The organism is Thioalkalivibrio sp. ALE20 (assembly GCF_000381405.1).
Classification (GTDB): Bacteria; Pseudomonadota; Gammaproteobacteria; order Ectothiorhodospirales; family Ectothiorhodospiraceae; genus Thioalkalivibrio.
Window position 1 is genome coordinate 12124 of sequence record NZ_KB906486.1, and the last position, 26327, is coordinate 38450.

At 64.2% G+C, this 26327-nt stretch carries 23 protein-coding genes and 1 pseudogene; 8 read left to right on the forward strand and 16 right to left on the reverse strand.

Annotated elements, in window-relative coordinates; genetic code table 11:
• Window positions 1-7 precede the first annotated feature (7 nt).
• The 14 genes from tssA to F790_RS0113205 form a co-directional block, all read right to left on the reverse strand.
• A complete protein-coding gene (gene tssA / locus F790_RS0113140; protein WP_232199283.1) occupies window positions 8-1462 on the reverse strand; it encodes a type VI secretion system protein TssA in 1455 nt (484 codons plus the stop codon).
• Window positions 1450-2091, reverse strand: a complete 642-nt coding sequence (vasI, locus tag F790_RS0113145) for a type VI secretion system-associated protein VasI (protein WP_232199284.1) — start codon at window positions 2089-2091, stop codon at window positions 1450-1452. Before vasI ends, tssA begins: the two co-directional genes overlap by 13 nt.
• Window positions 2088-3704 carry a sigma-54-dependent Fis family transcriptional regulator gene (locus tag F790_RS0113150; RefSeq protein ID WP_232199285.1) on the reverse strand — a complete coding sequence of 539 codons (1617 nt, stop codon included), beginning with the start codon at window positions 3702-3704 and terminating at the stop codon, window positions 2088-2090. The genes vasI and F790_RS0113150 overlap by 4 nt, the downstream gene beginning before the upstream one ends.
• Window positions 3679-6282, reverse strand: coding sequence for a type VI secretion system ATPase TssH (tssH, locus tag F790_RS0113155; RefSeq protein WP_019591977.1), 2604 nt, complete (start codon window positions 6280-6282; stop codon window positions 3679-3681). The genes F790_RS0113150 and tssH overlap by 26 nt, the downstream gene beginning before the upstream one ends.
• Before the next feature lies 1 nt (window position 6283).
• Window positions 6284-7096: a type IVB secretion system protein IcmH/DotU gene (gene icmH / locus F790_RS0113160; protein ID WP_231364983.1), complete on the reverse strand. Its 813-nt coding sequence runs from the start codon at window positions 7094-7096 to the stop codon at window positions 6284-6286.
• 2 nt (window positions 7097-7098) lie between these two features.
• Window positions 7099-8436 (reverse strand): type VI secretion system baseplate subunit TssK, encoded by a 1338-nt coding sequence (gene tssK, locus F790_RS0113165; protein WP_018870960.1) that lies wholly within the window; start codon window positions 8434-8436, stop codon window positions 7099-7101.
• Window positions 8436-8975 (reverse strand): type VI secretion system lipoprotein TssJ, encoded by a 540-nt coding sequence (gene tssJ / locus F790_RS0113170; RefSeq protein WP_081617437.1) that lies wholly within the window; start codon window positions 8973-8975, stop codon window positions 8436-8438. Before tssJ ends, tssK begins: the two co-directional genes overlap by 1 nt.
• Window positions 8972-10288 (reverse strand): type VI secretion system-associated FHA domain protein TagH, encoded by a 1317-nt coding sequence (tagH, locus tag F790_RS0113175; RefSeq protein ID WP_019591978.1) that lies wholly within the window; start codon window positions 10286-10288, stop codon window positions 8972-8974. The genes tssJ and tagH overlap by 4 nt, the downstream gene beginning before the upstream one ends.
• Window positions 10289-10319: 31 nt before the next feature.
• Complete coding sequence (gene tssG / locus F790_RS0113180) at window positions 10320-11339, reverse strand: type VI secretion system baseplate subunit TssG (RefSeq protein ID WP_026332788.1); 1020 nt, start codon at window positions 11337-11339, stop codon at window positions 10320-10322.
• Complete coding sequence (gene tssF, locus F790_RS0113185) at window positions 11303-13066, reverse strand: type VI secretion system baseplate subunit TssF (protein WP_018870956.1); 1764 nt, start codon at window positions 13064-13066, stop codon at window positions 11303-11305. The genes tssG and tssF overlap by 37 nt, the downstream gene beginning before the upstream one ends.
• 22 nt (window positions 13067-13088) lie before the next feature.
• A complete protein-coding gene (tssE, locus tag F790_RS0113190) occupies window positions 13089-13514 on the reverse strand; it encodes a type VI secretion system baseplate subunit TssE (RefSeq protein WP_019590387.1) in 426 nt (141 codons plus the stop codon).
• Between the two features lie 6 nt (window positions 13515-13520).
• Entirely contained in the window at window positions 13521-14996 is a 1476-nt protein-coding gene (tssC, locus tag F790_RS0113195; protein WP_018870954.1) for a type VI secretion system contractile sheath large subunit, read from the reverse strand.
• 33 nt (window positions 14997-15029) lie between these two features.
• Window positions 15030-15539, reverse strand: coding sequence for a type VI secretion system contractile sheath small subunit (tssB, locus tag F790_RS0113200; protein WP_018870953.1), 510 nt, complete (start codon window positions 15537-15539; stop codon window positions 15030-15032).
• Window positions 15540-16163: 624 nt separating this feature from the next.
• Window positions 16164-16496 carry a hypothetical protein gene (locus F790_RS0113205; protein ID WP_019591979.1) on the reverse strand — a complete coding sequence of 111 codons (333 nt, stop codon included), beginning with the start codon at window positions 16494-16496 and terminating at the stop codon, window positions 16164-16166.
• A 333-nt stretch (window positions 16497-16829) separates the two neighbouring features.
• Here F790_RS0113205 and F790_RS0113210 point away from each other — a divergent pair, with 333 nt between their 5' ends.
• On the forward strand, window positions 16830-17627 hold the full coding sequence (locus tag F790_RS0113210) for a hypothetical protein (protein ID WP_019590389.1): 798 nt from the start codon (window positions 16830-16832) through the stop codon (window positions 17625-17627).
• A 69-nt stretch (window positions 17628-17696) separates the two neighbouring features.
• Here F790_RS0113210 and F790_RS14905 read toward each other — a convergent pair whose 3' ends face one another.
• Entirely contained in the window at window positions 17697-18173 is a 477-nt protein-coding gene (locus F790_RS14905) for a hypothetical protein (RefSeq protein ID WP_232199286.1), read from the reverse strand.
• An 11-nt stretch (window positions 18174-18184) separates the two neighbouring features.
• Here F790_RS14905 and F790_RS13965 point away from each other — a divergent pair, with 11 nt between their 5' ends.
• The 4 genes and pseudogenes from F790_RS13965 to F790_RS0113240 all read left to right on the forward strand — a co-directional run bounded on the left by F790_RS13965 (window position 18185) and on the right by F790_RS0113240 (window position 21448).
• Window positions 18185-19057, forward strand: a complete 873-nt coding sequence (locus F790_RS13965) for an ankyrin repeat domain-containing protein (RefSeq protein ID WP_019591980.1) — start codon at window positions 18185-18187, stop codon at window positions 19055-19057.
• Between the two features lie 108 nt (window positions 19058-19165).
• The gene (locus F790_RS0113230) at window positions 19166-19813 is read left to right on the forward strand and encodes an ERCC4 domain-containing protein (protein WP_019590392.1); all 648 of its coding nucleotides are present in this window, start codon (window positions 19166-19168) and stop codon (window positions 19811-19813) included.
• 350 nt (window positions 19814-20163) lie between these two features.
• A pseudogene (locus tag F790_RS0113235) lies at window positions 20164-20394 on the forward strand (IS481 family transposase); the annotation flags it as partial.
• A gap of 88 nt (window positions 20395-20482) precedes the next feature.
• Window positions 20483-21448, forward strand: a complete 966-nt coding sequence (locus F790_RS0113240) for an IS5 family transposase (protein ID WP_019591981.1) — start codon at window positions 20483-20485, stop codon at window positions 21446-21448.
• Window positions 21449-21594: 146 nt separating this feature from the next.
• Here F790_RS0113240 and F790_RS0113245 read toward each other — a convergent pair whose 3' ends face one another.
• Window positions 21595-22983, reverse strand: coding sequence for a TolC family outer membrane protein (locus F790_RS0113245; protein WP_038036876.1), 1389 nt, complete (start codon window positions 22981-22983; stop codon window positions 21595-21597).
• 406 nt (window positions 22984-23389) lie between these two features.
• Between F790_RS0113245 and F790_RS0113250 the strand changes: the two genes are divergently transcribed.
• The 3 genes from F790_RS0113250 to F790_RS0113260 form a co-directional block, all read left to right on the forward strand.
• On the forward strand, window positions 23390-24067 hold the full coding sequence (locus tag F790_RS0113250; RefSeq protein ID WP_019591983.1) for a transglutaminase-like cysteine peptidase: 678 nt from the start codon (window positions 23390-23392) through the stop codon (window positions 24065-24067).
• A gap of 10 nt (window positions 24068-24077) precedes the next feature.
• Window positions 24078-26009 (forward strand): LapD/MoxY N-terminal periplasmic domain-containing protein, encoded by a 1932-nt coding sequence (locus F790_RS0113255; protein ID WP_019591984.1) that lies wholly within the window; start codon window positions 24078-24080, stop codon window positions 26007-26009.
• Window positions 26010-26075: 66 nt separating this feature from the next.
• Window positions 26076-26327, forward strand: a 252-nt coding sequence (locus tag F790_RS0113260) for a transposase (RefSeq protein WP_198004670.1), incomplete at its 3' end; no start/stop codon positions are given.

Consider the following 26327-nt stretch of genomic DNA (forward strand, 5'->3'; position numbering starts at 1 on the left):
TTTCCGATTAGTTCCGACAGCCTGCACCGGCCGCCTTCAGGCGCTGAACGAGCTGGGGTTCCCAGTGTTCCAGTGCGAGGTCCTCGATCACGGCCTGTACCGCCCGGTACTGCTGCCGGGACAGAGCCTCCAGCCCGGCTTCCCCAAGCAGGTCGGCGCTGGCAAGACGCCAATAGGCCTCGTCACGCGGAGACCTGGCTGCCGCCAGCCCACGGTCGAGAATGGCGAGTGCGGTGTTCAGACCATCGTCCTGGTCCAGGCAGGAGCGCGCCTCTGCAAGGGCCTGCTGCCATGGAGCATCCGCTGCCGGCAGTCCGCTGCTTTCCGTCCCGCCCGCCCGGGCCAGCCACTGGCGCGTGGTTTCATCCGCGAACGCGGTCCCGTCGCTGAACTGCAGTTCCACAAGCCCGGGTAGCCTGGTTACGAATCGGACGGTTTCCTCGTGAATCGCATCGGCGCAGTCATCGAACCCCAGGCGCTGCGCCAGCGTTGCACTGAGACGCTGCCCCTCGAGCCAGAAGGGGCTGACCGCCAGACTTTTCTCCAGTCGCTGCCAGAGGGCGTGGTTGCCACCGCGCTCCGCCCCTTCGCGATACTCCGCCATGCGGTCGGCGGCCACGGCCGCCAGCTCGGTACGTTGACCGTCACGGGTCGCGGGAACACCGTCGATCGGCGCCCACACCGCGTAGCGACGCAGCCGATAGCCGATGGGCTGATCGGGCGCCTGAGCGGCCAGATGATCGGCCACGCGAAGCAGCGCTTCCCGTTGCCCGCGTTCGTCCCCGGTGCGCAACTCGATTCCGGCCAGCGCGGAGCCTTGATCCGCGGACAATGGGGCCCGCTCGGGAGGCGTTGGTCCGTGCTCCTCCTCCAGCTCCCCTGGGCCCTCGGGCGCTGCCGCCGCGAGACGGGTCAGCGTTTGTTCCAGCTCCTCCAGGGGGTCGACCGGCAATCCCGCCGCCCGCGCCTTCTCCTGCAACTGCTCGAGTATGTCGAGGTGCTCTTTGTACCCGCATTTCGTGCCGGCCGGGAGACCGGCGGCCAAGTGAACGGCGCGCTGCATGATGGTGCCGAACAGTTTCCGGCGCAGAGCCTTGCCGGGCTCGCCGGGTCGCGGGTAGGCGTTTTCCCACCATGTATCCAGTGCCCCGGAGAGCAACCGCAACGAGACTTCGAAGCGGGCCGGGTCACGCTCCTGCTGCAGACAATGAAGCAGATGGGCGAGCACCCGAATGTCCTTGCCCGCTTCACAGAGCAGCCGGATCGCGCGACTTTCCGCGCCGGCCCAGTCAATCTGGCCATGCCGCAGGGAGCCGACCTTCATCAGTTCCTCGTCCAGCCAGGCGTAGTCGGTACTGCCGGCCACTTCCTGACCAACCCCCGAGGGCCCGTCCACCGGCGCCAGCACCGCCTCCACGTGCGCACCGGATTCGACCCGGTCCATGTCTTCTACCAACGACATTTCGCCCTCAAAGGCCGAATCGCTTCGGCCAGGTCGTCGATCTCGAAGCGCAGCCCGTCCAGTGCCGGCAACGCCTCGCTGCCCAGCTCCAGATTCCCGCCCGCCAGCAACTGCCGCAGGGTTGCGATCGCGGGCAGGCCGCGCCCCCCACTCACGACCCGGCCGCCATCGCGCACGCGCCAGGTCTGCTGGATGCGGGTGCCGTCCTGGACGAGCTCCATGTCGACGCGACCCGCCGACGCCGGTAGCGGAAGATGGACCTGGAAATGGGTAATGTCCGAATAGCAGGCGACCACCAGCCGAGGCCGCGGCGGCGGCGTACCCAGTGCCGGGGCTGTGAGCAGCACCACCTCCTCGTATTCCCCGACACTGAGACGATGATCGTCCGTCGCGCGTCGAGCTTCCTGCCGCTCGACCACCTCCCACAGCGGAGGGGCCGGGTGCGACGCGCCGGGGTCGCCCGATTCGGAGCGGAAGAGGTCGTCATAACAGGCCAGACGATCGGCCCTTGCTTCGATCTCCACGCATGCGGAGACGGCTTCCGGGCCAACCGACTCGCTGGCCTGCAGGAGCCCTGCCGCCCAGGCGAGCGGCAGTAACAGAAGCCGTGCAGCATTTCCGTGCCTCATGTGAAATCCTTGTCCAACTCGAATTGCCGGCATTTGTACGCCAGCGTCCTTTTCGGAACGCCCAGGCTCAGCGCAGCCTTGGCGCGGTCTCCCTCGAACTGGCGCAGCTTCTCCCGGATCAGGCGCGCCTCGTAATCGCGCACCGCCTGCCGCAGGTTGACCGGCGCCTGCGCCGGATTGGAGGCTCCCGGGACGACCGGCTCCGTAGCCCTTGCCACCGGCAGCAACTCCGGCCGGATCACTTCGCCTTCGCTCGCCATCGCGCAGGCGTATTCCAGCGTATTGCGCAGCTCGCGCAGGTTCCCGGGGAACTCATACCCCTCCAGACAGGCGAGGGCTTCGTGGCTGATACTGATGCCGTCCCGTCCCTCGCGCGCGGCGAATTCGTCGACGAAATGCCGGGCCAGCTCGTCAATATCCTCCCGACGCTCCCGCAACGGCGGGAGATGGAGGGGGAACTGGTTCAGCCGGTAGTAGAGGTCGGCCCGGAAACGCCGATCGCGGATAAGCTCTACCAGCGGCTGGTGGGTTGCGGATACAAGACGGACATCCACCTCGTGCTCCCGCCCCCCGCCCAGCGGACGATACCGGCCACTCTCCAGCACCCGCAGCAGCTTCGCTTGCAGCGCCGACGGCATGTCGCCGATCTCGTCCAGAAACAGGGTCCCCCCGTCCGCCTCGGCCAGCAGACCGGCGCGATCGTGCGTCGCCCCGGAGTGGGCCCCACGCAGGTGGCCGAACAACTCCGATTCGAGCAGCGCCTCCGGGATGGCAGCGCAATTGATCGCCACAAATGCCTTTTCACGCCGCGCCGAGAATCCGTGGATTGCCCGTGCGACGTGCTCCTTTCCGGTCCCGGTCTCGCCCTGCAGGAGGACCGCGAGCCTGGTTTCCGCCGCGCGGATCACACGGGATCTCAGTTCGGCCATGGCCGGCGACCCCCCGATCAGTCGGCGGCCAAGCGCCTGTTCCAGGGAACGGGCCCGGGAGTCCTGTTGCAGGCGGTTCAGGGAATGGCGCAGATCCTCGTCACGGCGGTGCGCTCGCGCCTGGTTGAGCAGCCTGTACCAGGTGGTGCTGACAAGCCGCTCCAGCGCACCAAGGTCCGGAGCGGCCCGCAGCGCCCGCAAGCGGCCCGTGGGACCCGCGAGCGCCATGACTCCCAGCCAGTCGTTTCCGGCCGCTTCTCCACGCAGCGGCCGGCACTCGATCTCCCAGTCGCCGGGCAGATCCTCGATATCGGCCCGAAACTCCGGGTCATCCATGCGCCCTCGCAGGTCCGCCACGCGTGCTTGCAACGTACGCCCGGACCGGACCACATGCGCATAGGGATGCCGGAAGTCATCGCAGGCGTAGCGCGCCGCGTTGGCGTCGGCAGACATCCACCGCCCGCTGGCATCCAGCGCCAGGAGACGAACCCAGCCGGTCGGCACGGTTTCCTCGAGCAAACGGGCCGTGCGTCGGCGCAACTGTTCGGGTGATCGGCTTTCCACCAGTGGAACCACCGACACAAGCCCGCCGACGACATGGCCGTTCGCCTGCATGTCAGATTCGAGAGTCACGGTTGCGTGCAATCGCGGCGTGTGGTCAGGCGATATCAGCGCGGAATTCACCGCTCTCCGGGTCAATTCCGAGTTCCATGCGCTGGATCGTTTCCTTGCGGGCCAGATGCTCCAGCAGCTTCAACGACACCGGCGGCAACAGCTCGCCTTCGATGACGGATTCGAGCATGCGGGCACCGTTCTCGCTTCGCCGCGCCCGCCGGCAGATGGCCTGCGGCAACGCCGGCGCCACCTCGATTTCGGCACCCGCATGCTGCCGCCGGATACGCGTCACCAGGCCATCGAGTTTCGCGGTCACGATCTCCTCGAGGGTGCTGTCGGACAACGGCCGGTAAGGAACGATCTCCATCCGGGCCAGCAAGGCGGGCTTGAAGAACGCGGCGAGCTCCGGATAAAGCGCCTGCTCCAGGGCCTCCGGTTCCGCGTGATGCCGCACAATCTGTTCATACCCAAGGTTGGAAGTAAGGAAAAACAGAACGTTGCGACAGTCGATACAGCGACCTTCACCGTCACTGAGTTCCCCCTTGTCGAATGCCTGATAGAACAGGTTCAGGACGTCGGGGTGTGCCTTCTCGGCCTCGTCCAGCAGTACCACGGAGTACGGACGCTGGCGGAGGGCCTCGGTAAGCAGCCCGCCTTCGCCGAAACCGACATAGCCCGGCGGCGAACCGATCAGCCGCGCAACACTGTGCTTCTCCTGATACTCCGACAGGTTGATGGTGGTCAGGAACTGTCGCCCCCCGTAAAGCTGCTCGGCGACCTGATGGACCGTCTCGGTCTTCCCGACACCGCTCGGCCCCACCAGCAGGAACGCCCCCAGTGGACGCCCCGGCCGGCGCAAATCCGCGCGCGCGGTCAACAGGTGCCGGTGAAGCTGTTCGATGGCTGCGTCCTGTCCCTTGATATGTTCGCCAAGCAGAGCGGGAAGCCGCGTCAGACGGCCGAGCTCGTCGTCGCTCATGCGATCCACCGGAACCCCTGTCCAGTCCTCGATGACCTCAGCAACCCGGGGCGCCTCGACCGTCGCACTGACCAGGGCATGGCGCGTCTGCAGCGCCTCGAGCTCGCGTTCGAATTGCGCCAGCCTGGCGGCCGCCGCATCGCGCTCGCCGTCCTGCCCCACCGCTTCGCTCAGCAGCGGGGAGTGCAGGTCCAGGATCGCCCGAACTTTCTCACGCTGTTCCTGCCATGCCGCATCGAGTTCGGTGCGCCTGGCCCGGAGCTCCGCAAGATCCCGCGACAGTTCCGCCTCGCGATCCCCCGCATCCGCACGCCCCAGCAGTCGCTCCCGCTGCACCTGGTCCATCTCCCGCTCCATCGCGAGAACCTCGCTATCCAGGTGAACCAGTCCCCGCGGAGGCGACTGCAACGCCCGGGCCACTCTTGCACAAGCGGTGTCCAGCACCTCGATCGCCTTGTCGGGCAGCTGTCGCCCGGCGAGGTAACGTGCCGACAACTCCGCCGCCGCCCGGAGGGCACTTTCGCCGATGACAACGCCATGGCTCTCTTCGTATACATCCCGCAACCCGCGAAGGATCACCAGCGCCTGCTCCGGAGTCGGCTCGGCCACGCTGACGGGCTGGAAGCGGCGCGCCAGCGCCGGATCCTTCTCGATGTATTTCTTGTATTCGCGCCAGGTGGTAGCGGCGATCGTCCGCAGCTCCCCGCGGGCCAGGGCCGGCTTCAGCAGATTGGCAGCATCTCCCGAACCCTCCGGGTTCCCGGCCCCGATCAGGGTGTGCGCCTCGTCGATGAACAGCAGTACCGGGCACCGTGCCTCCGCCGCTTCCCGTATCACTGCCTTCAGGCGTTTCTCGAACTCGCCCTTCATCGCGGCGCCGGCCTGCAGGGCCCCGAGATCCAGCATCCGCAAATCCACTTCCTGCAGTGACGCGGGCACCTTGCCCTCGACAATGCGAAGGGCGAGTCCTTCAACGAGCGCGCTCTTGCCCACGCCCGCATCACCGACCACCACGGGGTTGTTCTTCCGGCGTCGGACCAGGATGTCGATCATCTGGTCGATTTCGAGATCCCGACAGAGCACCGGATCCAGTTCACCTTCGCGGGCCTGTTCGGTCAGGGAATGGGTAAAACGCCCCAGCGCACTGTCATCCCCGCTGGCGGCAACCGCTTCGGCGCCCTCCTTCCGGGGCTGCTCCGCGGACCCGGCGACAAGCCGGTCGAAATCGCGCAACAGTGCATGGCGATCGACGGCCGCCATCCGATACGCGTTGTCGTGATCGAGGTAGCGGTCCGGGTACTGCAGCAAGGCGAGCAGGATGGCGCCGCTGCGCAGTTGACTATGCTCCAGCTCCGTGCTGGCCATCAGCCAGGCATCCTGCAGAAGGGCGACCAGCGTCGGCGAAAAAGCCGGTGTGCCCTCCTCTTCCGGACGCATGGGCGCCGCTGCGGCCAGCAACCGGCCGCGCAGCTCCGAAACCTCCCCGAGGGCATCGCCCAGCAAGCAGCGGACGTCGCACAAGGGCTGATCGAGGAACGCTGCCAGCACATGCGCAGCACTCACCTCCGGTGCGCGCTGTTCAATACACAAACCGGCCGCGGCCTCCAGGCCCTGCCGTGCGACCGGATGCAGACGCTTGAGAAGTGCGCCGAGCTCTACCTTGAGCATGTCAATTCCCTTTTTGTTCGAACCATTGCGCCACGAGGGCGCTGACTTCACTCGCCTGCTGACCGAGGGACCAGGACATCGCCAGATAAAGGCCCACAGACACCACAGCAAAAAGTCCAACGATCATCCACACGGGAAACTCACCGCGCGAGTTCCAGCGACTTCGCGTCACATGCCGTTCCGGATCCGTCAGTGCTTCTTCACTGGTTTCGTGCAGGGACGACAGCTGATCCCCCAGCGCCTTGACGATACGTTGATACTCGTCGTGTCTTTCAGGCTGAATGCGATAACGCCCCTCGAAGCCCAAACAAAGACATACATAAATGAAAGTCAGCAGTCCTTCGTACCGCTGCGGTTCCTGTTGAAGCCGTGCGAGGATGGAAAAGACCTTCTCCCCTCCCCAGGTCTCGTCATGAAAACGGGCCAGCAGCGAATGTTCCGCCCAGTCGCTCTGCCCGCCCCATGAGGTGCTCATCACCGCCTCGTCGACGAACGAACACAGGACATAGCGATACGCCAGCACGGTTGGTCTGTCGTAGCCCTGCTCCGTGAGCTCGATGTCGATGGAGCGGATCTCCTCCACCACCTGGCGATACAGGGCTTCGCTGTCTCCCAGCCACTCCAGCTGCCGAACCCGGATTACCAGTCCAAAAAGAGGGCTGGCCGCATCGACCAGTGGATTGAGGCTGTATCCGCGCAGGCGGAACACCAATGCCTCGTCGCCATCCAGCATGCCCGGCTTCACCGTGGCTCCGGGGTCTCTCTCGCCGGACACCCTTCCCTGATCCTTCAGACTTTCCGCGATAGCCGTCATCGCTAGCTCCTGATCGCCCAGAACTGGATATCCAGCCCCGGGAATTTCCCGCCGACGTGAAATGCAAAGCCGCTACCGCCGGACAACGTCGACCATGCCTCACTACGCCGGTCGAGCTGGAAGTAGATGTGGCTTGCGTGGTATGGAAGCTGCCGTGGCGCCACGGGCAACGGGACCAGCGGCACGCCCGGCAACTGCAGGCTCACCAGGTCCGTGATGCGTTCAATGCTGGCCACCTTGGTCTGCTGCACGAACAGGCGACGCAGTTCCTCCACCGGCATATCGGCGTGCACGGCAACAATGAACTCCGCCTCCTCCAGCAGCCCCGGGTCGCTCAAGGGCGCAACCATCAGGCCATAGCGGCGATGCTCCAGCGGAATCGACACGGCCCGGGCCTCCAGCACGGTCGACAAGGCCAGGCGCAGTCCCTGCATGAGCGCCCGCAACGAGTCGTCCGGGTGGTCATGGTCGTAGGGTGGATAGGTCCGCGGAAGACGCGACTCGTCCGTGAAGGTCGCCAGTTCGCCGCAGGCCTCCAGCATGCAGGCATACAGCGTTTCCGGATGCAGACGGCGATGCCGGGCCAGGTGCAGGAACCGGGGCTGAAGACGGTTGAGCAGCTGCAGAAGCATGAAATCCGAGACATCGGCAACACCCGCCTGCTCGGGAGCTGCGAGACGCTGCGCGACGTTCCTGGCTCGCTCCTGCATCAGGCCGGCCATCTCGCCGAGAAAGCGCTGCAGGCTCGGGGCCACCCGGGTACTCAGCGCCGTCGGGACAAAATGGGGATCCAGAACCAGCCCGCCATCCGGACGGAGCTCGAGGATCCGGGCCAGCGCCAGGCAGGCATAACCACTGCGATCATCGCGCTCCAACAGCAGCCTTGGGGCCACCCTTGCCACGGACAGTTCCGTGGCATCGCCCCCGCGGGAGTGCAGGTCGCGGATTTCGCGCGGCTCCCGCCGAAACCGACCTTCGTATTCCGGCTGATCGGTGTCCGCCACCTCGGCCACGCTGTCGCGCGCAAGCGGAAGCGCAAGATAGACATGCTGGTTGGCAGCACTCGCCTCCGTGACCTCCAGCGGCTCCGGCTCCAGATCATCCCCGGGAATGTCGAAGGTTGTCCCGTCCGGCAACACGCCACGTGCCCGGGTCAGCGCCACCCGGCCGAACCCGAGAAACTCCTGGTTGAGCGACAGCTCCACGAACCCGTGGTCATAGGCGCAAGCCGCCTCGAGCCGGAGATTGACCACCCCTTCAAGGCTGCGTTGCTGTTGCTGGAAATGCTGCGGCTTGATGAAGTCGCCTTCACGCCAGACTACTCGATTTCGACACACCATCAGTCCTCGTCCTTAAGGTCGGCTTCGTGCCTGCGCAAATGCACGAGAAGGTTGTAGTCGAGGCCTCGCGGTTCAACGCGCAGGGCCTTTTTCCACTGCGCTTCATCCGGCATCGCGTAATACGCCACCAAACCGATGTAGCGGGCATCCGAGTCCAGTTCATCCAGAAAAAAACTCTTGAACTGGCCTGGCAACAGGGTGAAGTCGTCGTGGTCCAGATAATTGGTCCCGAGCGCGTCTTCGAGCTCTTCCTCGAGCTCCTCATAGCTTGCGGCCATGAGCATTGAGTCATCCTTCAGTTGCATCACGCGAAACATCAGCGGTGTACCTTCGCCTTCGCTGTTGGGATTGACGTCCTCGTCGGCCACCAGGCTCAGGCGTACCGCAGAAGGCTGGTCTTCCGGATGGCCTACCGGAACGGACGGGTCCCAGATCACCTGCCCCAGCTTTCCTGCCGTTTCCAATGGCGTTGCACATCCGCTTACAAAAACTGCAAAAATCACCCACACCAGCAACCGACACCCCCGGCAGGAGATCATTTCGTCTCCCCTTGCCGACTCCGCACCGACTGGTCATACGCCTGTTCGAACACCTCCCAGAACAGCTTTGCAAAGCCCTGTTGCCGATCGGAATTCAACTCCGCGAAATAGTGGCGGTACATGCGCCATGACCAACCGTCGCCACGGGCCTCTGCGTCGTCTCCGGTTCGATATGCCGCGAACCGACGCTGCAGGGTGTCCGGCTCGAACGCCGACAGCAGCGTCTGCAGCCCGGCACTGATTGCGGTTTCCATTGCCTGCTGATGCCGGCTCATGAGCTCGAGCGACTCCGACACCGCCGCCGCCGGCGCGAGATGCACCGGACTCCGATCGGAAGAAAACATCGTTCGGACCGTCTCGTGATAGTCCTGCTCGAGACGAAGTGGATTATCTTCAATCGGCTGCAGACGGCGGTCGCGCAGCGGGTACCTGGACTCGTGCCGAGTACGGTGGAGTTCGCACAGGCCGGTCACCGTCGCCTTCACGGTCTCGCCGACGAGCGCCAGAAATTCCCTTTGCTCGGCCGCGTCACGGAATTCCAGGTTCACACCCAACGCTCCGAGCAAGGGCTGGATACTCGCGCCACCGGCGGCGCCCGCGGTCGCGGTCGCCGTTTCCGGCCCCGACCATCGTTCCTCCAGGTGGGCCCCCACCGATTGCTCCAGCGCCTTCAGTTCGTCTTCGCGTGCTTCCGTGGACCGGGGTTGCGCCGGATTCATCATGGCACACTCCTCCCTGGACCGAAGGTCGCGGCCGCCGTCCGGCCCCGTCCACTCTCCGTTGACCGAACCACTCTTTTCGTTGCCCTCCATAGCCCCCTCCAATGCCTTGATCGGATCATCCGCATGCCGGCCCGCATCGGACTGACCACCCAACGCGACCAACGGGTCGCCTGCGTCATCCGCCTTCTCGGCCATCAACGGCCCGCCATCCGCCGTCATGACCGCCTCGGGACCTCCGGTCAGCGCCCCGGCCAAAGCGGAGATCCCGACATACTCGTTCGCGCTTCCGGCATGAACACGAACGTGGTAATCGCCGATCACCAGGGTGTCCCCCTCGGACAGCGAGACCTTCTGATCTCGCCCCAGCGGCTGCCTTCCATTGTTGATATAGGTATCGCCGCCTTCCGCCTGCAGGATGAAACTGCCGTCCTCGTATCCGACAAAGGCATGTACTCCGCTGACTCGCCCCGCCGTGTCGGGCAGCCACCAATCACAGGCACCCTCATCGCTGCCAATGCAACCGCCATCCGTACCGAAGACATGGCTACTGCTGCACTGACCATCGAGCACCGCCGGATTGGTTACTACCATGGTCAGATCCGTCGGTCGTTCCGCCACCACATCACTCCCTTGTCTGTATACGGACACGCCGCCTCTGGCGCATCGCTTCCGTTCGTGGAGAGAGAAAACTGGTCCATCCCAATTGACTCGTTTTCGGGCAGGAAAGCCGCATGCCATCGACCTCCTCTGGCTGCAGTTCCAGCTCCAGGTCATACGCGAGCGGTTCACGCAGGAGGAAATCCACCAGCGACTGCAATACGCGGAACTCCCTGCCACTGGGGAGAAAATCGCTCATTCGTGTGCGACTCAGTCCGGCAATGCGGATCACAAACTTGCCGTTGATGTCGCGCACCCGCTCTCCGATGGTGAAATCCTGGTTCAGCCGCATACCGGCGACACCACAACGACTACGTTGATCGGGCGATATCTGCACCGATCGGGCACACCAGGGAAGCACCGTCACCTGCTCGAGGTCGAAGTAATGCGCAAGGATTCCCCCCACGACTTCCGGAGCCCGGGAGCGCCCCGCCACCAGGCCGGCATACGCCAGCATCTTGCTCCAGTTGATCGGCGTCTCGCCGCGCATGCCCTCGTCCGCGAGGCCGGTCAGCGCAAACAGCACCGCCGAGAATCCGTCACCTGCACCGTCCTCGTAGCGGATGTGATGGCGGTACTTTCGCCACGAGAAATGGAAAAGTGTCAGCAGGCGGTGATGGAAAAAATCCAGAAGGTCCGCCGCAGCCCCCTCGTCGTGAGCGCGCGCCTGCGCTACCTGTTCCAGGTAGTAACCGGGCAGGGGTGACTGCGCGCCATGCAACCCCATGAACCCCACTTCCAGCGAATAGCCGCGCCGATCGCAATGCCCCAGACGAACGACATCACTTCCGGGAAATCCCAACGAGGGCGAAACACAGAACCGAAGGCCACGGACGACAGGCCGCGTGTCCACCTTCGGGTCGGGGTTCTCCCCGCGCACGCGAAACAACAGTTCCACCAACTGGAAGAAGTCGTAGTGATGCGCGCGGTCCCGAAGGGCCTCGGGCACTACATCAGCGGTTGTTGTCCGGGCTGCCACTTCCATGTGTAGCTCTGCTCGCTTTTCCGATTAATGACCTGCAACTCGTGAAACGAGTTGATGCTCGCGTACAACCCCAGAAACCTGGCCAGAACCGAGCCAAACTGATAAAGGCTCCCTTCATCCCCAAAGGCGTCTTCATCCAGTTCCACAACCGAACGCAAACCCCGAACCGGCAACCCCTGGAACAGTCGGTCCGCCGCTTCCGTCCGAATCGAACGAATCCCGGCCAGCCGATTTTGCGAGACTCGCTCCGCCTGACGGTCTGCAAACGACCGGAAATCGTAGGCCCGCAATACCGAGCGGAGAGCATCCGTGCTCAGCAACGAGAGATAGTTGAGGGCCAGGTTCGACAGCAGCGTCCAGAGCAGGCCGTCATCCAGGCGTGGCTGCAGCCGCGGCGTGGGTGCCGTGATGTTGCTTACCGTGGCCATGGCCGGCGAGTCGTCGGCGTATGTCGTCACGTCCCCGACCGTCAGTGCCTCAGGGAGGCGCCGGTTGGTACAGGTGAGCCGCAACGAGACGGTTTCCCGGTCTCCCAGTCGCTGGACCTCGTCGCCGCGCACAAAGGAGATGTCGTGGTCGAAGCCATCATTTCGCATGCTCTCGCGCGTGCGCACCCGATAGAACAACGATTCCCCGCCGCGATCCCGCTCCAGCTGATGCTGGAAACTTTCGAAGGGGAAATAACGCCTGGGCTTTCCACGAAAGCGCCCGTCCGCCTCGGTCAGCCAGCCCTCCACCTCGTCGACGCTGAACACTTCGTAATGCCCCGGGTTTCGACTGCTGGGCGTTATCCTGTACTCGCTCCGCTGACCGGTCAGATCGACCGGGTCCGCATCCATCTCGAACAGGTTCACGGCCGGCGTACAGTGCAGCTGAAAGTTGTCGACCCCCGGACGCACATCGGACGGAAGGCTTCGCGAGAATCGGAACACCAACCTCACCTCCTCTGCCGCCCGGCTCGGGCAACTGGAGCTCACACCTTTCACTGCGACAAACCGGAACGCGTCCGGAAGGCACAGATACTCCTGCAGAATCCGGTAACCCTCGAAACTGTTCCTCGGATACGGCAAGACGGCCTGATCCCGTTCGAACCCCACCGGCCCAATGGCGTCAACGGACAATCTGTGTTGCTCGCCATCGATCCACAGGTGCAGGTCTTCCAGGTAATGCTGGAGCCAGAGGTAGAGCATCCGCGCCGAATATTCGTCGCCACCAAGGTAGAACCGCATGGACTCGGGAGCGACCGCATCCAGCGGCTGGTCTCCATGCACACGCAGGTGGAGGGTCAGCTCCGAGGAATTGCCCGAGTGGAGGTCTTCCACCTCCACCACCTCCAACGGGTTCAGGGTGACGTCATGGCTGGTTCGGAACCGGCACTCGGTACCCTCCACCGGAACACTGGACAGCATGGTGCCCCGCGGGATGCGGTAGGCCCCGGTCAATGCCTGCCACACCGGAGTGAACCGCACGATCGTCATGCTGGGCACCGGCCGCAGGTAGTTCGGCCACAAGGTGTTGATCAGCGAGTGAGTGAGTTCCGGAAACTCGTCCTCGACCTTCTCGCGCATGCGCCCGGTCAGAAAGGCAAAGCCCTCGAGCAAGCGCTCCACGTCCGGATCCGTTCCACGCTCGGAAAGGAAACGGCTCAGCTGAGGGTAGGCCTCGGCGAACTCGCGGCCCTGCTCCCGCAGGAAGTTCAGCTCGTCCCTGTAGTAACGGTTCAGCATCACTCAAACCCGGCCAACGCCGTCATTCGACGAGCCAGTACCGGCGATCGGCCAGCAACAGGTCCAGGGTGGTTTCGTCACGCCGGCCGTCCGACGCCAGCCGGGCACGCACCCGAAACTGAAGCCGTGTCGACTGGCTGCCGTTGTCCTGGACCTCCACGTTCACATCGGTGATGCGCGGTTCAAACCGCTCGATGCACGCCTGAACGGCCTGCCGCACACCAAGCTTGAGGTCCAGCGCGGCGCCCGTGGCATCGTTGAAATCCATCAGTCCGAGTTCCGGCACGCACGGACTGTGGCCCGGGCAGCTATTGAGCAGATCGGTCAAATGCCGCTTGATCGAGTCGACAAGCGCCTGGTCGCCGCCACCCGAAGGGACCGGGTAACCCGGTGCGGCCAGACGCTCGAACAACCGGGGCCCATTGATGGTCTGAGACACCTCGGTCATCGGCCCTTACTCCTTGTCCAGACGACCGACAAGCGAGAGTTCGAAGTTCGCGCCCATGTACTTGAAGTGTGGCCGAACCGCCAGGGATACCTGATACCAGCCCGGGTCTCCCTCCACATCGGAAACATCGATCGCGGCAGCCCGAAGGGGACGGCGGCTTCGCACATCGGCGGGCGGATTTTCCTGGTCCGCCACATACTGTCGGATCCAGTCGTTGAGCTCCCGCTCAAGATCCTGCCGCTCCTTCCAGGCACCAATCTGCTCGCGTTGCAGCACCTTGATGTAGTGCGCAAGGCGATTGATGATGAACATGTACGGGAGCTGGGTGCCCAGCTTGAAATTGGTCTCGGCCGCCTGACCCTCCGGGGTATTCGGGAAGCGTTTCGGCTTCTGCACCGAGTTGGCGGAGAAAAAAGCCGCGTTGTCGCTGTCCTTGCGCATCGTCAGAGCGATGAAACCCTCTTCCGCGAGCTCGTACTCCCGACGGTCCGTAATCAGCACCTCGGTGGGAATCTTCGCCTGCAGCTGGCCCATGGCCTCAAAGGTGTGGACGGGAAGGTTCTCGACCGCTCCGCCACTTTGCGGGCCAATGATGTTGGGGCACCAGCGGTATTTGGCGAAGCTGTCGGTCAGGCGTTCGGCCAGGAGATAGGCCGTATTCCCCCAGAGATAATGCTCATGGCTTTGGCTCACCGTCTCGCGGTAGCTGAAGGTCTTGATCGGGTTCTCGACCGGATCGTAGGGCATCCGCAGCAGGAAACGGGGCGCGGTCAGCCCCAGGTACCGGGCATCCTCGCTCTCGCGAAGACTGCGCCAGCGCGCATACTGCGGGCCTTCGAAGACTGCGGACAAGTCCTTGATATGGGGGAGCTCCTGGAAGCTCTCCACACCAAAGAATTCTGGTGCGACCGACGAAATGAACGGTGCATGCGCCACTGCGCCCACCGCAGCGGTGTACTGCAGCAGCTTGATGTCGGGCGTGCTGGGGTTGAACTCGTAAACCCCAATGACCCCGGCGACCGGGTCACCACCGAACTGGCCGTAGCCGGATGCATACACATGCTGATACAGCCCGCTCTGGGCAAGCTCGGGAGAGAACTCGAAGTCGTCGAGGAGTTCTTCCTTGGTGGCATGCAGCAGACTCAGGCGGATGTTCTCGCGAAAATCGGTGCGGTCCACGAGAAGCTTGAGCCCGCGCCATGCCGATTCGAGCTTCTGAAACCGGGGAAGATGCAGGACTTCGTCCACCTGCGCGCTGATCTTCCGGTCCAGTTCGACGATCATGCGATCCACGACCGCCTTGTTGACCTGAGGCGTTTCTTCGTCATCCCGCAGCAGTTCGCTGATGAAGGCAGCAACTCCCTTGCGCGCGACATCATAGCCTTCGTCCGCCGGCGCCATGCGGGTTTGCGCCATCACCTGATCCAGCAGGGACCCGGTGGCCACGCCGTCGCGGGACTGTTCCTCTACCACTTCATTCATTGCTTGTTACCTCGCTTCCGTTGCAAGCCCCGATTACTCGGTTTCATCCGTGGAGGGGGTGTCCTGTTCGAGTTCTTCCAGCAGCTGGTTTCGCGCCTCTTCGCTCTCCAGAAGCTCCTGCAGGCGTTCGCGAAACGCCGGCACATTGCCCAGCGGCCCCTTGAGGGCAACCAGTGCCTCGCGCAGCTCCACCAGCTTTCGCAGCTCGGGGACCTGCTGGGCGACCTTGTCCGGGGAAAAGTCGTCCAGCGCCTTGAAGGAGAGACTCACCGGAAGATCGCTGTCCTCATCGCCGTCCTGGAGACGGTTGGGCACCGAGGCCTCCAACCCGAGGCCCGCTTCGGCGAGCACGGACTGGAAGTTGTTCTTGTCGACCGAGACGGTGGAGCGTTCCTCGACCGGGGTATCCTCGGTGCCACCCTTGAAATCACCGACGACCAGGAGCTTCAGCGGAAGCTCGGTCTCCGCCTGCTGGTCTCCAGTGGCCGGGACATAACGAATGTTGATGCGCTCCCTGGGCGCAACCGTTCCTTCTTTGGACATGATTCACTCCTTGTGACCAGATGAAGTCTCGGTCAGACACGACAAACGCTCCGGCACCCACAAAGGTGCAGAACACTCGTGACGCTTGACGAGCTGACAAGAGGGAGACGTCGAAGTGGGAAATGCGGTGGCTACCGCGCATTGCGGGGGTCCTTTTCGTCCATGATTGTTGGTCGCCCCAGCGCCGGTGGGGGCAAATCGCTCTCGTCGCTTCGCCCCCCTGCAAGGAGCAAACCGAAAGGCGTTTTGAGCGCCCGATCATCCTGACCGGGAAACACCACTTTTTCTATCACTATGCGGAACCAGCCGTCCACACCAAAATCAGGGTTGTACCGACCTTCCAGAGACGTTAAGCACCGTTTCTGGAAATAGCGCACATTTTTGCGTTCCTCCGGCGCCAGGCTTTGCCCGCGCGGGTTCGCGGATCCAGGCCCCATCCAGGAGCGTCGTTCGGCACGGGGTTCATCCGGCTGACGGACAACGCGCGGGAAAGGTTGCAGGAACCCCTGGCTGCGCGCCTTCTCATTGCAAGTCGGGGGCATCTCGAACCCGGGCCGACAGGCTTCCGTCGTCCCCGCATACCTCCCAGCCAGCATCGACGCAGGCCTCGCACGGGCGTGGTAGTCAGCCGCGAGGCTTTCCAGCTGCAGCGCCTTCGCTACGGCCGGTCATCGCTTCCAGTTGCTCCGTCAACCGGACGTCGATGGCCTCCAGCTCGACGCGCAAGGACTCGAGGGCGTCCTCGTCGCCGCCGGATCGCTCCAGCTCCGCCAGCCGGTTGGCGACGTCGTCCCGTTCCATCATGGCCTCCTGAATCGCGTCTACCTGGCGGCTTTGTGCCTGCCATTCGGCCTGCTCGGCCTCGGCACGCCGGAGCAGACGGCGCCGTTGCCACGCCCACAGCACTACCAGCAGCGCCAACACGCCGCCGATCAACATGTGGATATTGATGTTCATCGACGCTCCTCCCCGATATCCATATCACGCAACCTCTTCCATTACAGGGTCTTTCTACCGCAGCCTCCTCCGAATCTCAAGCACCGTCGGCCGCCGCGGAAGATGACGCACGACTGTGTTGCTACCGGAGGCGAATCCGACCGAGCGCCTGAACGAAACCCCGAGGGTTCCGGATTTCGAGTGAGATCATCAAAGGCCGTCAGGCAATGTCGCCCCCTCCAAACGGAGGTGTCTCGGCCGGGCTGACATCCGGTTTCATTGTTCGGTCGATGGTGCGGTTCACGCCACGCCCCGACGCACATGCTCAGGCCAGCCACAAGGAGAAGCGAAACCGTGGGTAACCAACTGGTATTCAAGAACTGGGGCACCCCGCTCATGGGGCTCTTCGTGCTCGTGATGAGCGTGATCTTCCTGACCACGTTCGGCCGCAGCACGCATCTCGCCTGCGGGGCGGAGGAGCGCTACTGCGAACTCACCCGATCGGCCCCGTTCGGCATCCATGAATCCACCGAGGGCCGCTACCCCCTGGAAGAGATCCAGCAGGCCACACTGGGCGAGAGTCGGAACAGCGACGGCGACCGCACCTACTCCGCCAACCTGCAACTGGACGACGGCTCGGTGGATATACTGGGCTACAGCCGGAGCGGCCGATCGGGCGTTCAATCCATCGTGGACGAGGTCAACACCGGCCTCGACGATGTCCGTCAGGAGGGAGACTTTCACATGAGCCACCAGGTCACGTTCGGCCTGTGGATGCCCCTGGCGATGAGCGTACTGGGTCTCTACCTGCTGCTGTTCCAGCGCAATGTCGTGGCCCTGTGGCTGCCGCCCGGGGTTGACCAGCTACAGGTCGCCGAACGGCGCTGGTGGCAGCCGGGGAGTCCCGGCAAGATCCGCGATATCCCCTTGCAGGACATCAGCCGGGTGGCCGTGGAGACGACGTGGTCGAGGTCACAGCGTTCCGGCCATAGCAAACCCGCCCACAGGCCGGTCATCTATCTGAAATCCGGGGAATCCATCCCCCTCACGCGAACGCGCAGATCGGGCCAGGGCGCCTTCCGCCGGCAAGAGCAAGTACGCCGCTTTCTCGAACAGGGCGGCGCATCGCTGGACGACGAGGAAAACTCGTAAGGTCGCTGCAGGTTGAAAGACAGGCGGACTGCTTCGGCTCGATCAGCCGCCGCTGCTCCTCGATCATCGCTAGGTGCTCGTGGTAACCGGGCCTCGTAGCCGAAGCACGGTCAGTTCTGTCGTGCCAGGCCCGAGCCCATTGGTGAGACCGCGCATGATGTCGGCTTTGCCGTCCTCGAAGCACGGAGTGATCTTCGCCACCGCGACGTCGCCTTCTCGGACGCAGGTGTAACCGTCAATCACATTCTGCAGCGCTCGGGTCTGGTCGAGAACCAGCGAGCCATCGTCTCCCACGGCCATCCAGATCGGCGGCTGGTCCGGTCCTCCGTGGTATTTGTTGCGGTAGTGCGCCAGAAATGCTTCTGCATCACGTCCACGGGTCAGGGCGTTCAGCCTTTCCAGCAACCAGGTGTGGAAGAGCCAAGCCCTGCGGGATGCGCTCAGCGGCGATGCGCCGCCGGATGTGGCATGATCGATCTCACCGTATTTCCGCCAAACCCGGGGGGCGCGACAGTTGCCCGGGTGTCCCGGAACCGCGTCATTCAAAGGAGAGAAGGATGTCCCGTACCCAACGCCCCCTGCTGCCGACCATCACCCTGGGCGCCCTCCTGGCCCTGTCCCTGCAAACCGCCTCTGCCGCCGATCCAACGGAGCGGCTTTTCGAGGCCGCGACGCAAGGCACTCCCGAAGAGGTCACGGCTGCGCTCGAGGCGGGGGCCGACGTCAATGCAAAGGACGATAACGGCGTCACGCCCCTGATGTTCGCACTCGCAGACAACGAACCGGCCATGGCCGAGTTTCTGATCGACCAGGGCGCCGACGTCGAAGGGCGGGACGACTTTGGCTGGACGGTGCTCATGGACGCCGCGAAGCACCAGACACCGGCGATGGCCGAGACCCTCATCGAACTGGGTGCCGACGTCAACGCGCAGGACGATTTTGCGAGCACCGCCCTCATGGTCGCCGCCGGGAACAACGAACCGGCCATGATCGAGACCCTGATCGAACACGGCGCCGAAGTCGATGCGCGGGACGAAGAAGGCTGGACTGCCCTGATGGTCGCCGCCGCACAACACGAGCCGGCAGTGGCCACCATTCTCATCGACCACGGCGCGGACATCGAGGTGCGCAACGTACACGGCTGGACGTCCCTGGTGCAGGCCGCGCTGCGCGACGACCCGGCCATGGTCGAGACCCTGGTCGAGCACGGCGCAGACATCAATACGCGGGACAAAAACGGCTCCACTCCCCTCATGGACGCCGCGGCCCACAACATTCCGTCCATGGTCGAGGCCCTGCTGGCGCTCGGCGCCGACCCCGGCCTGACCAACAAGGAAGGGCAGACTGCCTACGACTTTCTGGACGACAACTTCCACATCAGCGAATCGGACGAGGTCTACCAGCAGCTCCGTGCCGCCGGGGCCGACTGATTTCCTGAATACAAGGACCCGGCCGGTATCCGAGACTGCATGAGGGATTGCGAGTTACCCCCTGCGCTCCGCCTAGACTGCGTGCGGGTCACACAACCGGAGTCCCCAATGGAAAATCTTCATCTGCCGATCCGCGTCGACAAGCGCGAAAAGGGCAAGATCATCCAGCGCATCGAAGAGCTGGAGGGCGTGGAACTGGAATTCACCGATCTGGACGTGGGCGATTACGTCTTGCCCAACGGCGTCGTGATCGAACGCAAATCCGCGGCCGACATGGTCCTGAGCGTGGTCGACAAGAGCCTGTGGGAGAACGCCGCGAAGCTGAAGGCCAACTACCGGCAGGTGATCTACATCGTCGAAGGGGATCTGTACGAGCCCCGCTTCTACCAGCAGGCGCTGGACATCCACCGCGCCCTGGCCCACCTGACCATCGCCCTCGGCATCAGCGTGCTGCCCAGCCCCGATGCCGACAACAGCGGCATGCTCATCTACCTGACCGGCCTGAACGCACAGATCGAGCCGGATCCCGTCGACCGTGAGGCCGAGTCGGACAATCGGCGCAAGGTCGCCGAATTCATCCTCAGCGGCCTGCCCGGGGTCGCCGCGGACGACGCCCGCGACCTGCTGCGCAGCCTCGGCAGCGTGCGCGACGTCATCAACGCCGACGCCGCTACCCTCGCCCGGACCGATGTCCTCGACCCCGAACGCGCCGAACGCATCGAGTCCGTCGTCACCTACGGCAGCCGCAAAAGCTGAGCCGGACAAGAGACCAGGGCCAGTACTGTCTCGCACCACAGGTGTCCGCTTCACGCGGTTCCGGACAGGAGCACCTCACACCACCGGTCTGCTGCTCTCCGAGAAAACCGTGCTGAACCTGCAACTAGTCCAGTACGATGGTCGGGTTGTGCGTGCCATCCGGCCCCATCGGGTCGTAGGGCGGCATCAACGTGATCTCGGCTTCCGGATCCGCCTCCCAGAATCACGGGGCCTGATCGGCCGGCGACTCCATCGACAGGCAGGAGATGCCCGGGCAGCTCATTGCAGCCGCCGTCTCGTCATCGACCTCGGCACGCGAGATCCGCAAAATCCGGGCCGTGGGTGCCTGAATGGTCGAACGCGTCAACGGACGCAGCGCCGACCTGCTGCGCACCCGGCGCTTCGACTCGGAAGCGCATCTGAACGACACCCTCCGGGATTACCAGTGCCTGTACGACCATCAGATCGGGCAAAAGGCGCTGGGGCATCGAACGCCGGTGGAGACACTCAAGGCCTGGCAACAGGAGCACCCCGATGTGTTTCGTAAACGGATATACAACCAGCCGGGACCTGACACCTAGGGAGACGCTGATTTAATCCGCCGCTGCTCCCGCCCGGCGAGCGGGTTTGGGATAATGGCAGCAGGTTTTCTGCCCGAGGTGATGGTCGATGTCGCAGCGCAGTTTTTCCGATCTCGAGTACTCCGCCAAGCGCAAGCAGACGCGGCGCGACCGGTTTCTGGGGGAGATCGACGCGATCACGCCCTGGGCGGCGCTGGTGGAGGCGATCGAGCCGCACTACCCGAAGGGGAAGCGCGGCCGCCCGCCGATCGGTCTGGAGCGGATGCTGCGGATGTACGTGGCGCAGCAGTGCTTCAACCTGTCGGATGAAGGGATCGAGGACGCGGTCTACGACAGCCAGGCGATCCGGCGCTTTGTCGGGATCGACCTGAGCCGCGAAGACGCCCCGGATGCTACGACCCTGCTGCAGTTCCGCCGGCTGCTGGAGCAGCACAACCTGACCCAGGTGATCTTCGACCGGATCAACGTCCACCTCCAGCAGCGGGGCCTGCTGCTGCGCGAGGGCACGGTGGTGGACGCCACCCTGATTAAGGCCCCGCCCTCCACCAAGAATCGGGAGAAGGCCCGCGACCCGGAGATGCACCAGGCGAAGAAGGGCAACCAGTGGTACTTCGGGATGAAGGCGCATATCGGGGCGGATGTCGTCACCGGTCTCGTCCACACGGTGAAGGGCACGGCGGCAAACGTCTCGGACGTGTCGCAGGTGCCGGAACTGCTCCACGGCGAGGAAGCCAGCCTGCATGGCGACGCCGGCTACATCGGGGCGGAGAAACGCCTGAACGGGCATCGCCCGGAGACGCACATCGCGCGAAAGCGTGGCACGGTGCGCGCGCTGCCGGAAGGCGCGGAGCGCGACCAGGTCCGCACCGATGAACGGCACAAGGCCCAGTTGCGTTCGACCGTGGAGCATCCGTTCCATGTGGTGAAGAACCTCTTCGGGTATCGCAAGGTGCGCTACCGCGGCCTCAAGAAGAACACCGCACAGCTCCACAGCCTTTTCGCCCTGGCGAACCTGTACCGTGCGCGACGATGGGGACTACTGCCGCAGGGGTAGTGTGTCCGCAGGACCGGAAATCGCCCCTGTAACCGCCTAAAACGGCGGTTACAGGGAGTAAAACCGGCCGCCGTGGCCCCAATGTCCTTCCAAAAGTGCGTTGCCGGGACATGGAGCCGGCTGCGAGGCCATTGATCAGTGTTTCCTTAGCGGAAGATACTCTCGTGACGCACTTCGCTCATCTCGGGGGCATCTGCCGGACATACAGAGTCCGGATCGACCCGGGCCGCGTCGTCCACCAGACCAAGATCCGCCACGCTCGGCATGTCGCCACGCGAGATATCCAGATACTCCAGCAACCGGCCCATGCCGTTCAGTGCCCGTGCCCTGGCGATCTCCATATCGTGCTGGGCATTGATGAAGGCCCGGCTCGCCTCGAAGTACTCGTTCTCCGTGTCCAGCAGGTCCAGCAGGCTGCGCTGACCAATGCCGAACTGCTGGCGATACGCGGTACGCACGCGGTCCGACGAGTCGCGATGCTGGCGCAGGAAGCGCAGCTGGCTATCCAGGGAACGCATATCGTTGTACGCAACCGAGACAGTCTGACGTACATTGCGGCATACCGACTCCTGCTGGTCGCGCGCCTCGTTGAACTCCTCGGTGAACTGGCGCACCCGCGCCTGATCGGTACCACCGCGAAACAGGTTCCAGGTCATCACGACCTGCGCCGAGGTGTCGTGGACCCGGATGTCCTCGCGTTCGAACACGTCGTTTTCGTAGGCGTGACGCAGGCGCAGGTCCAGGCGCGGGTGGAAGGCCGAGCGCGCGACGTTGCGCTGTTCCTGTGCCGCCTCCATGTTGCGCAGCGAGGCAAACATGGCCGGGTTGGTGGTGATCGCCGTGGTCAGCGCCTCCTGGACGGTGCCGGGAATCGGCTCGTCGGAGAAGCTGCCGACCAGATCGACGCGGTCGCCCGCGGGCATCTGCCCCACAATCCGGTAGTAGCGCGCATTCACGTCATGCAGGTTCTGACGCTCGGTCAGCAGGTTGGACTCGGCCAGGGCCAGGCGACCCGAGGCCTGCTCGAGATCAACGCCTCGGCCCACACCACGCTCGGTCTGCTCCACGATCTGGTCGTACACCTCCTTGTGCGCGTCGTAGTTTTCCTGCGCCAGGTCCACCAGGGCGCGCTGGCGCTGGACATCGGCGAAGGCCCGTACGGCCTCCAGCGCGATCTCCTCGGTGGTCTCGCGCAGTTCGAAGTACCGCACCCGCTGAATCTCGCCCAGGCGGCTGACTTCGCTCGCGGTCTCGAAGCCGTCGTACAGCATCTGCGTCAGCGTAATGTCGACGCCGCGCGGATTCCGCGAAAATGAATCGAAGGCGTCGTCGCTGGAGCGCTGACGCTGATACCCGGTACGGGCGTTCAGATCGATCTCGGGCATGAAGCGCCCGCGGGCGCCGGTCTGCTCCTCACCGGAGGCACGAAAGGCATGCCACCGCGACTGCACATCGGGGTTGGAAAGCACCGCTTCCATCGCGGCGTCGCGCAGCGGTTCTGGAGCCTCGGCCTGAGCCGTTCCCCCTGCGACCATCGCGACAGCCGCCGCCAAGGCCAGCAGCCCGCCTTTTGCAGTGATCGACCTTGTTACATCCGCCATTCCTACCCCCATCAATCTTGCTCGAATGTTCGCATTGCCACCCCGCCCCAGCACCGCCGGACGTAGGCAAACGCAGATTTTTGAATCAAAACAGATTAAGATATACCCGCGCGCAGACGCGCGCAATGATTTTTGGTGGAAGTCACATAACAAGGGGAAAACACGAGAAGCGCCGAATACCTTGGCACGAGCCATCACCTCATGTTCTGGTTTCTGGCTTTTCATACAGGCGTGGCCCATTATTCAGGGTGTAGGAACTCTTCACCGCCTCCGGAGGGCCGCCTGCGTGCCCGCAACCTGGCCCAGGAATCCGTTCCGCTTGATACGACGCGTAAGCCTGGTGCTCGTGCTCGCGGCCGGGGTGTGGCTGCTGGGCTCCAGCCATGCGGGACTCGGCAGCCAAGCACAGCTGGAGCAGGTTGCGGCCGAACGCTACGGGCCCGAAACAGCGCAACGCGTACGGCGTTGGCGGGAGCTCCTGGAAGACCTCGCCGACGAAGACGAACAGACCCAGATCACCCAGGTCAACGCGTTTTTCAACCGCCAGCTGCGCTATCAGGACGATCAGGTCACCTGGGGGCAGGAGGATTTCTGGGCCACCCCGCTGGAGGCCCTCGACAAGGGTGCGGGAGACTGCGAGGACTTCTCCATCGCCAAATACGTCAGCCTGCGCAAACTGGGCATTCCCGATGAACGCCTGCGGCTTTTCTACGTGCGGGCGCGGCTGGGCGGCCCCGGAAGCAATCTCAGCCAGGCGCACATGGTTCTGGGGTATTTCACCGATCCGCGCGAGGAGCCCATGGTACTGGATAACCTCGTCACCCGCATTGAACGCGCGTCCCAACGGGACGACCTGACCCCGATCTTCTCGTTCAACAGCGAGGGGCTCTGGCCGGACGGGCAGGCACAGTCCGCCGCCGACCCCACGGCGCGGCTGTCACGCTGGCGCCGCATCCTCGAGCAGCTGGACGATTACGGCCTTGATCTCGACCAACCCATTCACCCGACCCCGGAATGAGGGCGCCGCCATGACGCTGAGAAAACAACTCTGGATCGCCGTCGCCATCATCATGCTGCTGGCGCTTGTGGTCAGTATCGTCGTGAGCACCTTGTCGGCCCGTAACTATCTGGCACAGCAGCTGCTGACCAAGAACGTCGACAACGCCGCTTCTCTGGCACTGTCGCTCTCGCAGCTGCCCAAGGACGAGACCACCGTGGAGCTGCAGATCGCCTCGCAGTTCGATACCGGCCACTATCAGCACATCCGGCTGGTGGACCCGACCGGTGAACTGATACTTGAGCGCCGCAACCCGGATCCGCCCCAGGGCGTACCCACCTGGTTCGTGGAGCGCCTGGGCTTCAACGTGCGCCCCGGGGTCGCCCATGTATCCGATGGCTGGAGCTCCTTCGGTACCCTGATCATCGAAAGCCAGACCAACTACGCCTACGAGGCCCTGTGGGAGGGCACGCTCCGCCTCACCGCGATGTTTGCCGGCGGCTTGCTGATCATCGGGCTCCTGGGGTCCTTCCTGCTGGGGCGGCTGATCCGGCCGCTGAACCAGGTTGTGGAACAGGCGGAAGCGGTCGGTAAAAGGCGGTTCATCACGACCCCCGAACCGCGCACCTGGGAATTCCGCGCCCTGGTGCGCGCCATGAACCAGCTGACCGATCACGTACGCATGATGCTGCAGGAAGAGTCCACCCGCCTGGAGCGGCTCAAGAACCACCTGCAGCACGATGATGTCACCGGACTCCTGAACCGCGATGCCTTTCTGGCTCGCTTTCAGGCCACGCTCGACAACCGCCACGGCGGCTCCGGCGGCAGCTTTGTGGTGCTGCGCATCTCCGACCTAGCCGAACTCAACCAGACGATCGGGCACGCTGCGCTCGACCAGCTTCTGGCCCGCATCGCAGGCGTTGCCGAGCAGCAGGCGAGCGTGAGCAGCCATGGTGCTGCCGGACGCCTGAAGGGCTCCGACATCGCAGTCTTTGGTGACGGCATTGATGACAGCGAGCGCTTCGCCGAATCCCTGCTGACCGCGATTCGCGCCGACCTCACTGCCCCGGAAACCCCGCAGGCCCTGACCCTGCACCTGGCCGGAACCCCCTTCCACCCCGATGACACAACGGGCGAGGTTCTGAGCCGAGTGGACCAGGCGCTGGCCCGCGCCGAACTGGAGCCCGGTGACTCTGTCGCCGAAGAGCCGCATGCCGTTCTGCCCCACGCCAGTCAGAACGAATGGCGTAGCGCCATCACCCAGGCCCTGGGCAGCCATGGTGTACAGCTGGCGCGGTTCCCGGTGATCGATGCGGACCACGAACTGATGCACCACGAGGCGCCGATGCGCCTGGTGCTGGATGGCGAGTCACGCCCGGCCGGCTACTTCATGCCCTGGGCCGTGCGCCTGGATCTGATCCGGAAGCTGGACGATGCCGTGCTCGATGCCGCACTCGAACAACTCGGCCGCACCGGTGACTGCCTCGCGATCAACCTCTCGGTGGACAGCCTGCGGGACACCGCTTTCCGGCAGCGGCTGGAAGCTCGCCTGACAACGGACCCGGAGATCGCCGGCCGCCTGTGGCTCGAATTCCCGGCACGAGGCGCACTGGCCCACCCTGCCGAACTGCGCGACCTGTGCCGTATCGCCCGTGTGGCAGGCTTTGTCGTCGGCCTGGAACACGCCGGACCCGAGGCCTTCCGCTCGCACGACCTCACCACCTTCGGACTGCACTTCGTCAAGCTGCAGGCGTCCCTGGTCCAGGGTGTCCAGCGCTCCACCGAAACACAGGCCCTGATCCGCGGACTCTGCACCCTGGCCCATTCCATCGGCATCCTGGTCATCGCCGAAGGCTGCGACCACGCGGACGACGTGGAGGCCCTGCTGGATCTCGGAATCGACGGTGTAACCGGCCGCGCGGTGCAGGGAGTTACTGTCGAAAGTGGTGTACGGGGGGATTGAGGAAGGCGGCGTATCCGGCTGGAATGGAAGTGCGAGCAACCAGCCAGCCAAAGGAGATACGCCACCATGGCTCACGATACGACAGACATCCCGAACGGACCAGAGGACCCGTTGACCGATCTGCTGCGCCGCGGGGCGCGGGATCTGATCAAGCAAGCGGTGGAGGCCGAGTTGCAGACGTTCATGGAGCGCTACGCGGAGGACCGCTTGCCGGACGGGCGCCGGGCAGTGGTGCGCAATGGCTATCAGCCGGAGCGCCGGGTCCAGACCGGCATCGGCGATGTGCCGGTGCAGGTGCCGAAGACCCGGGATCGGTCC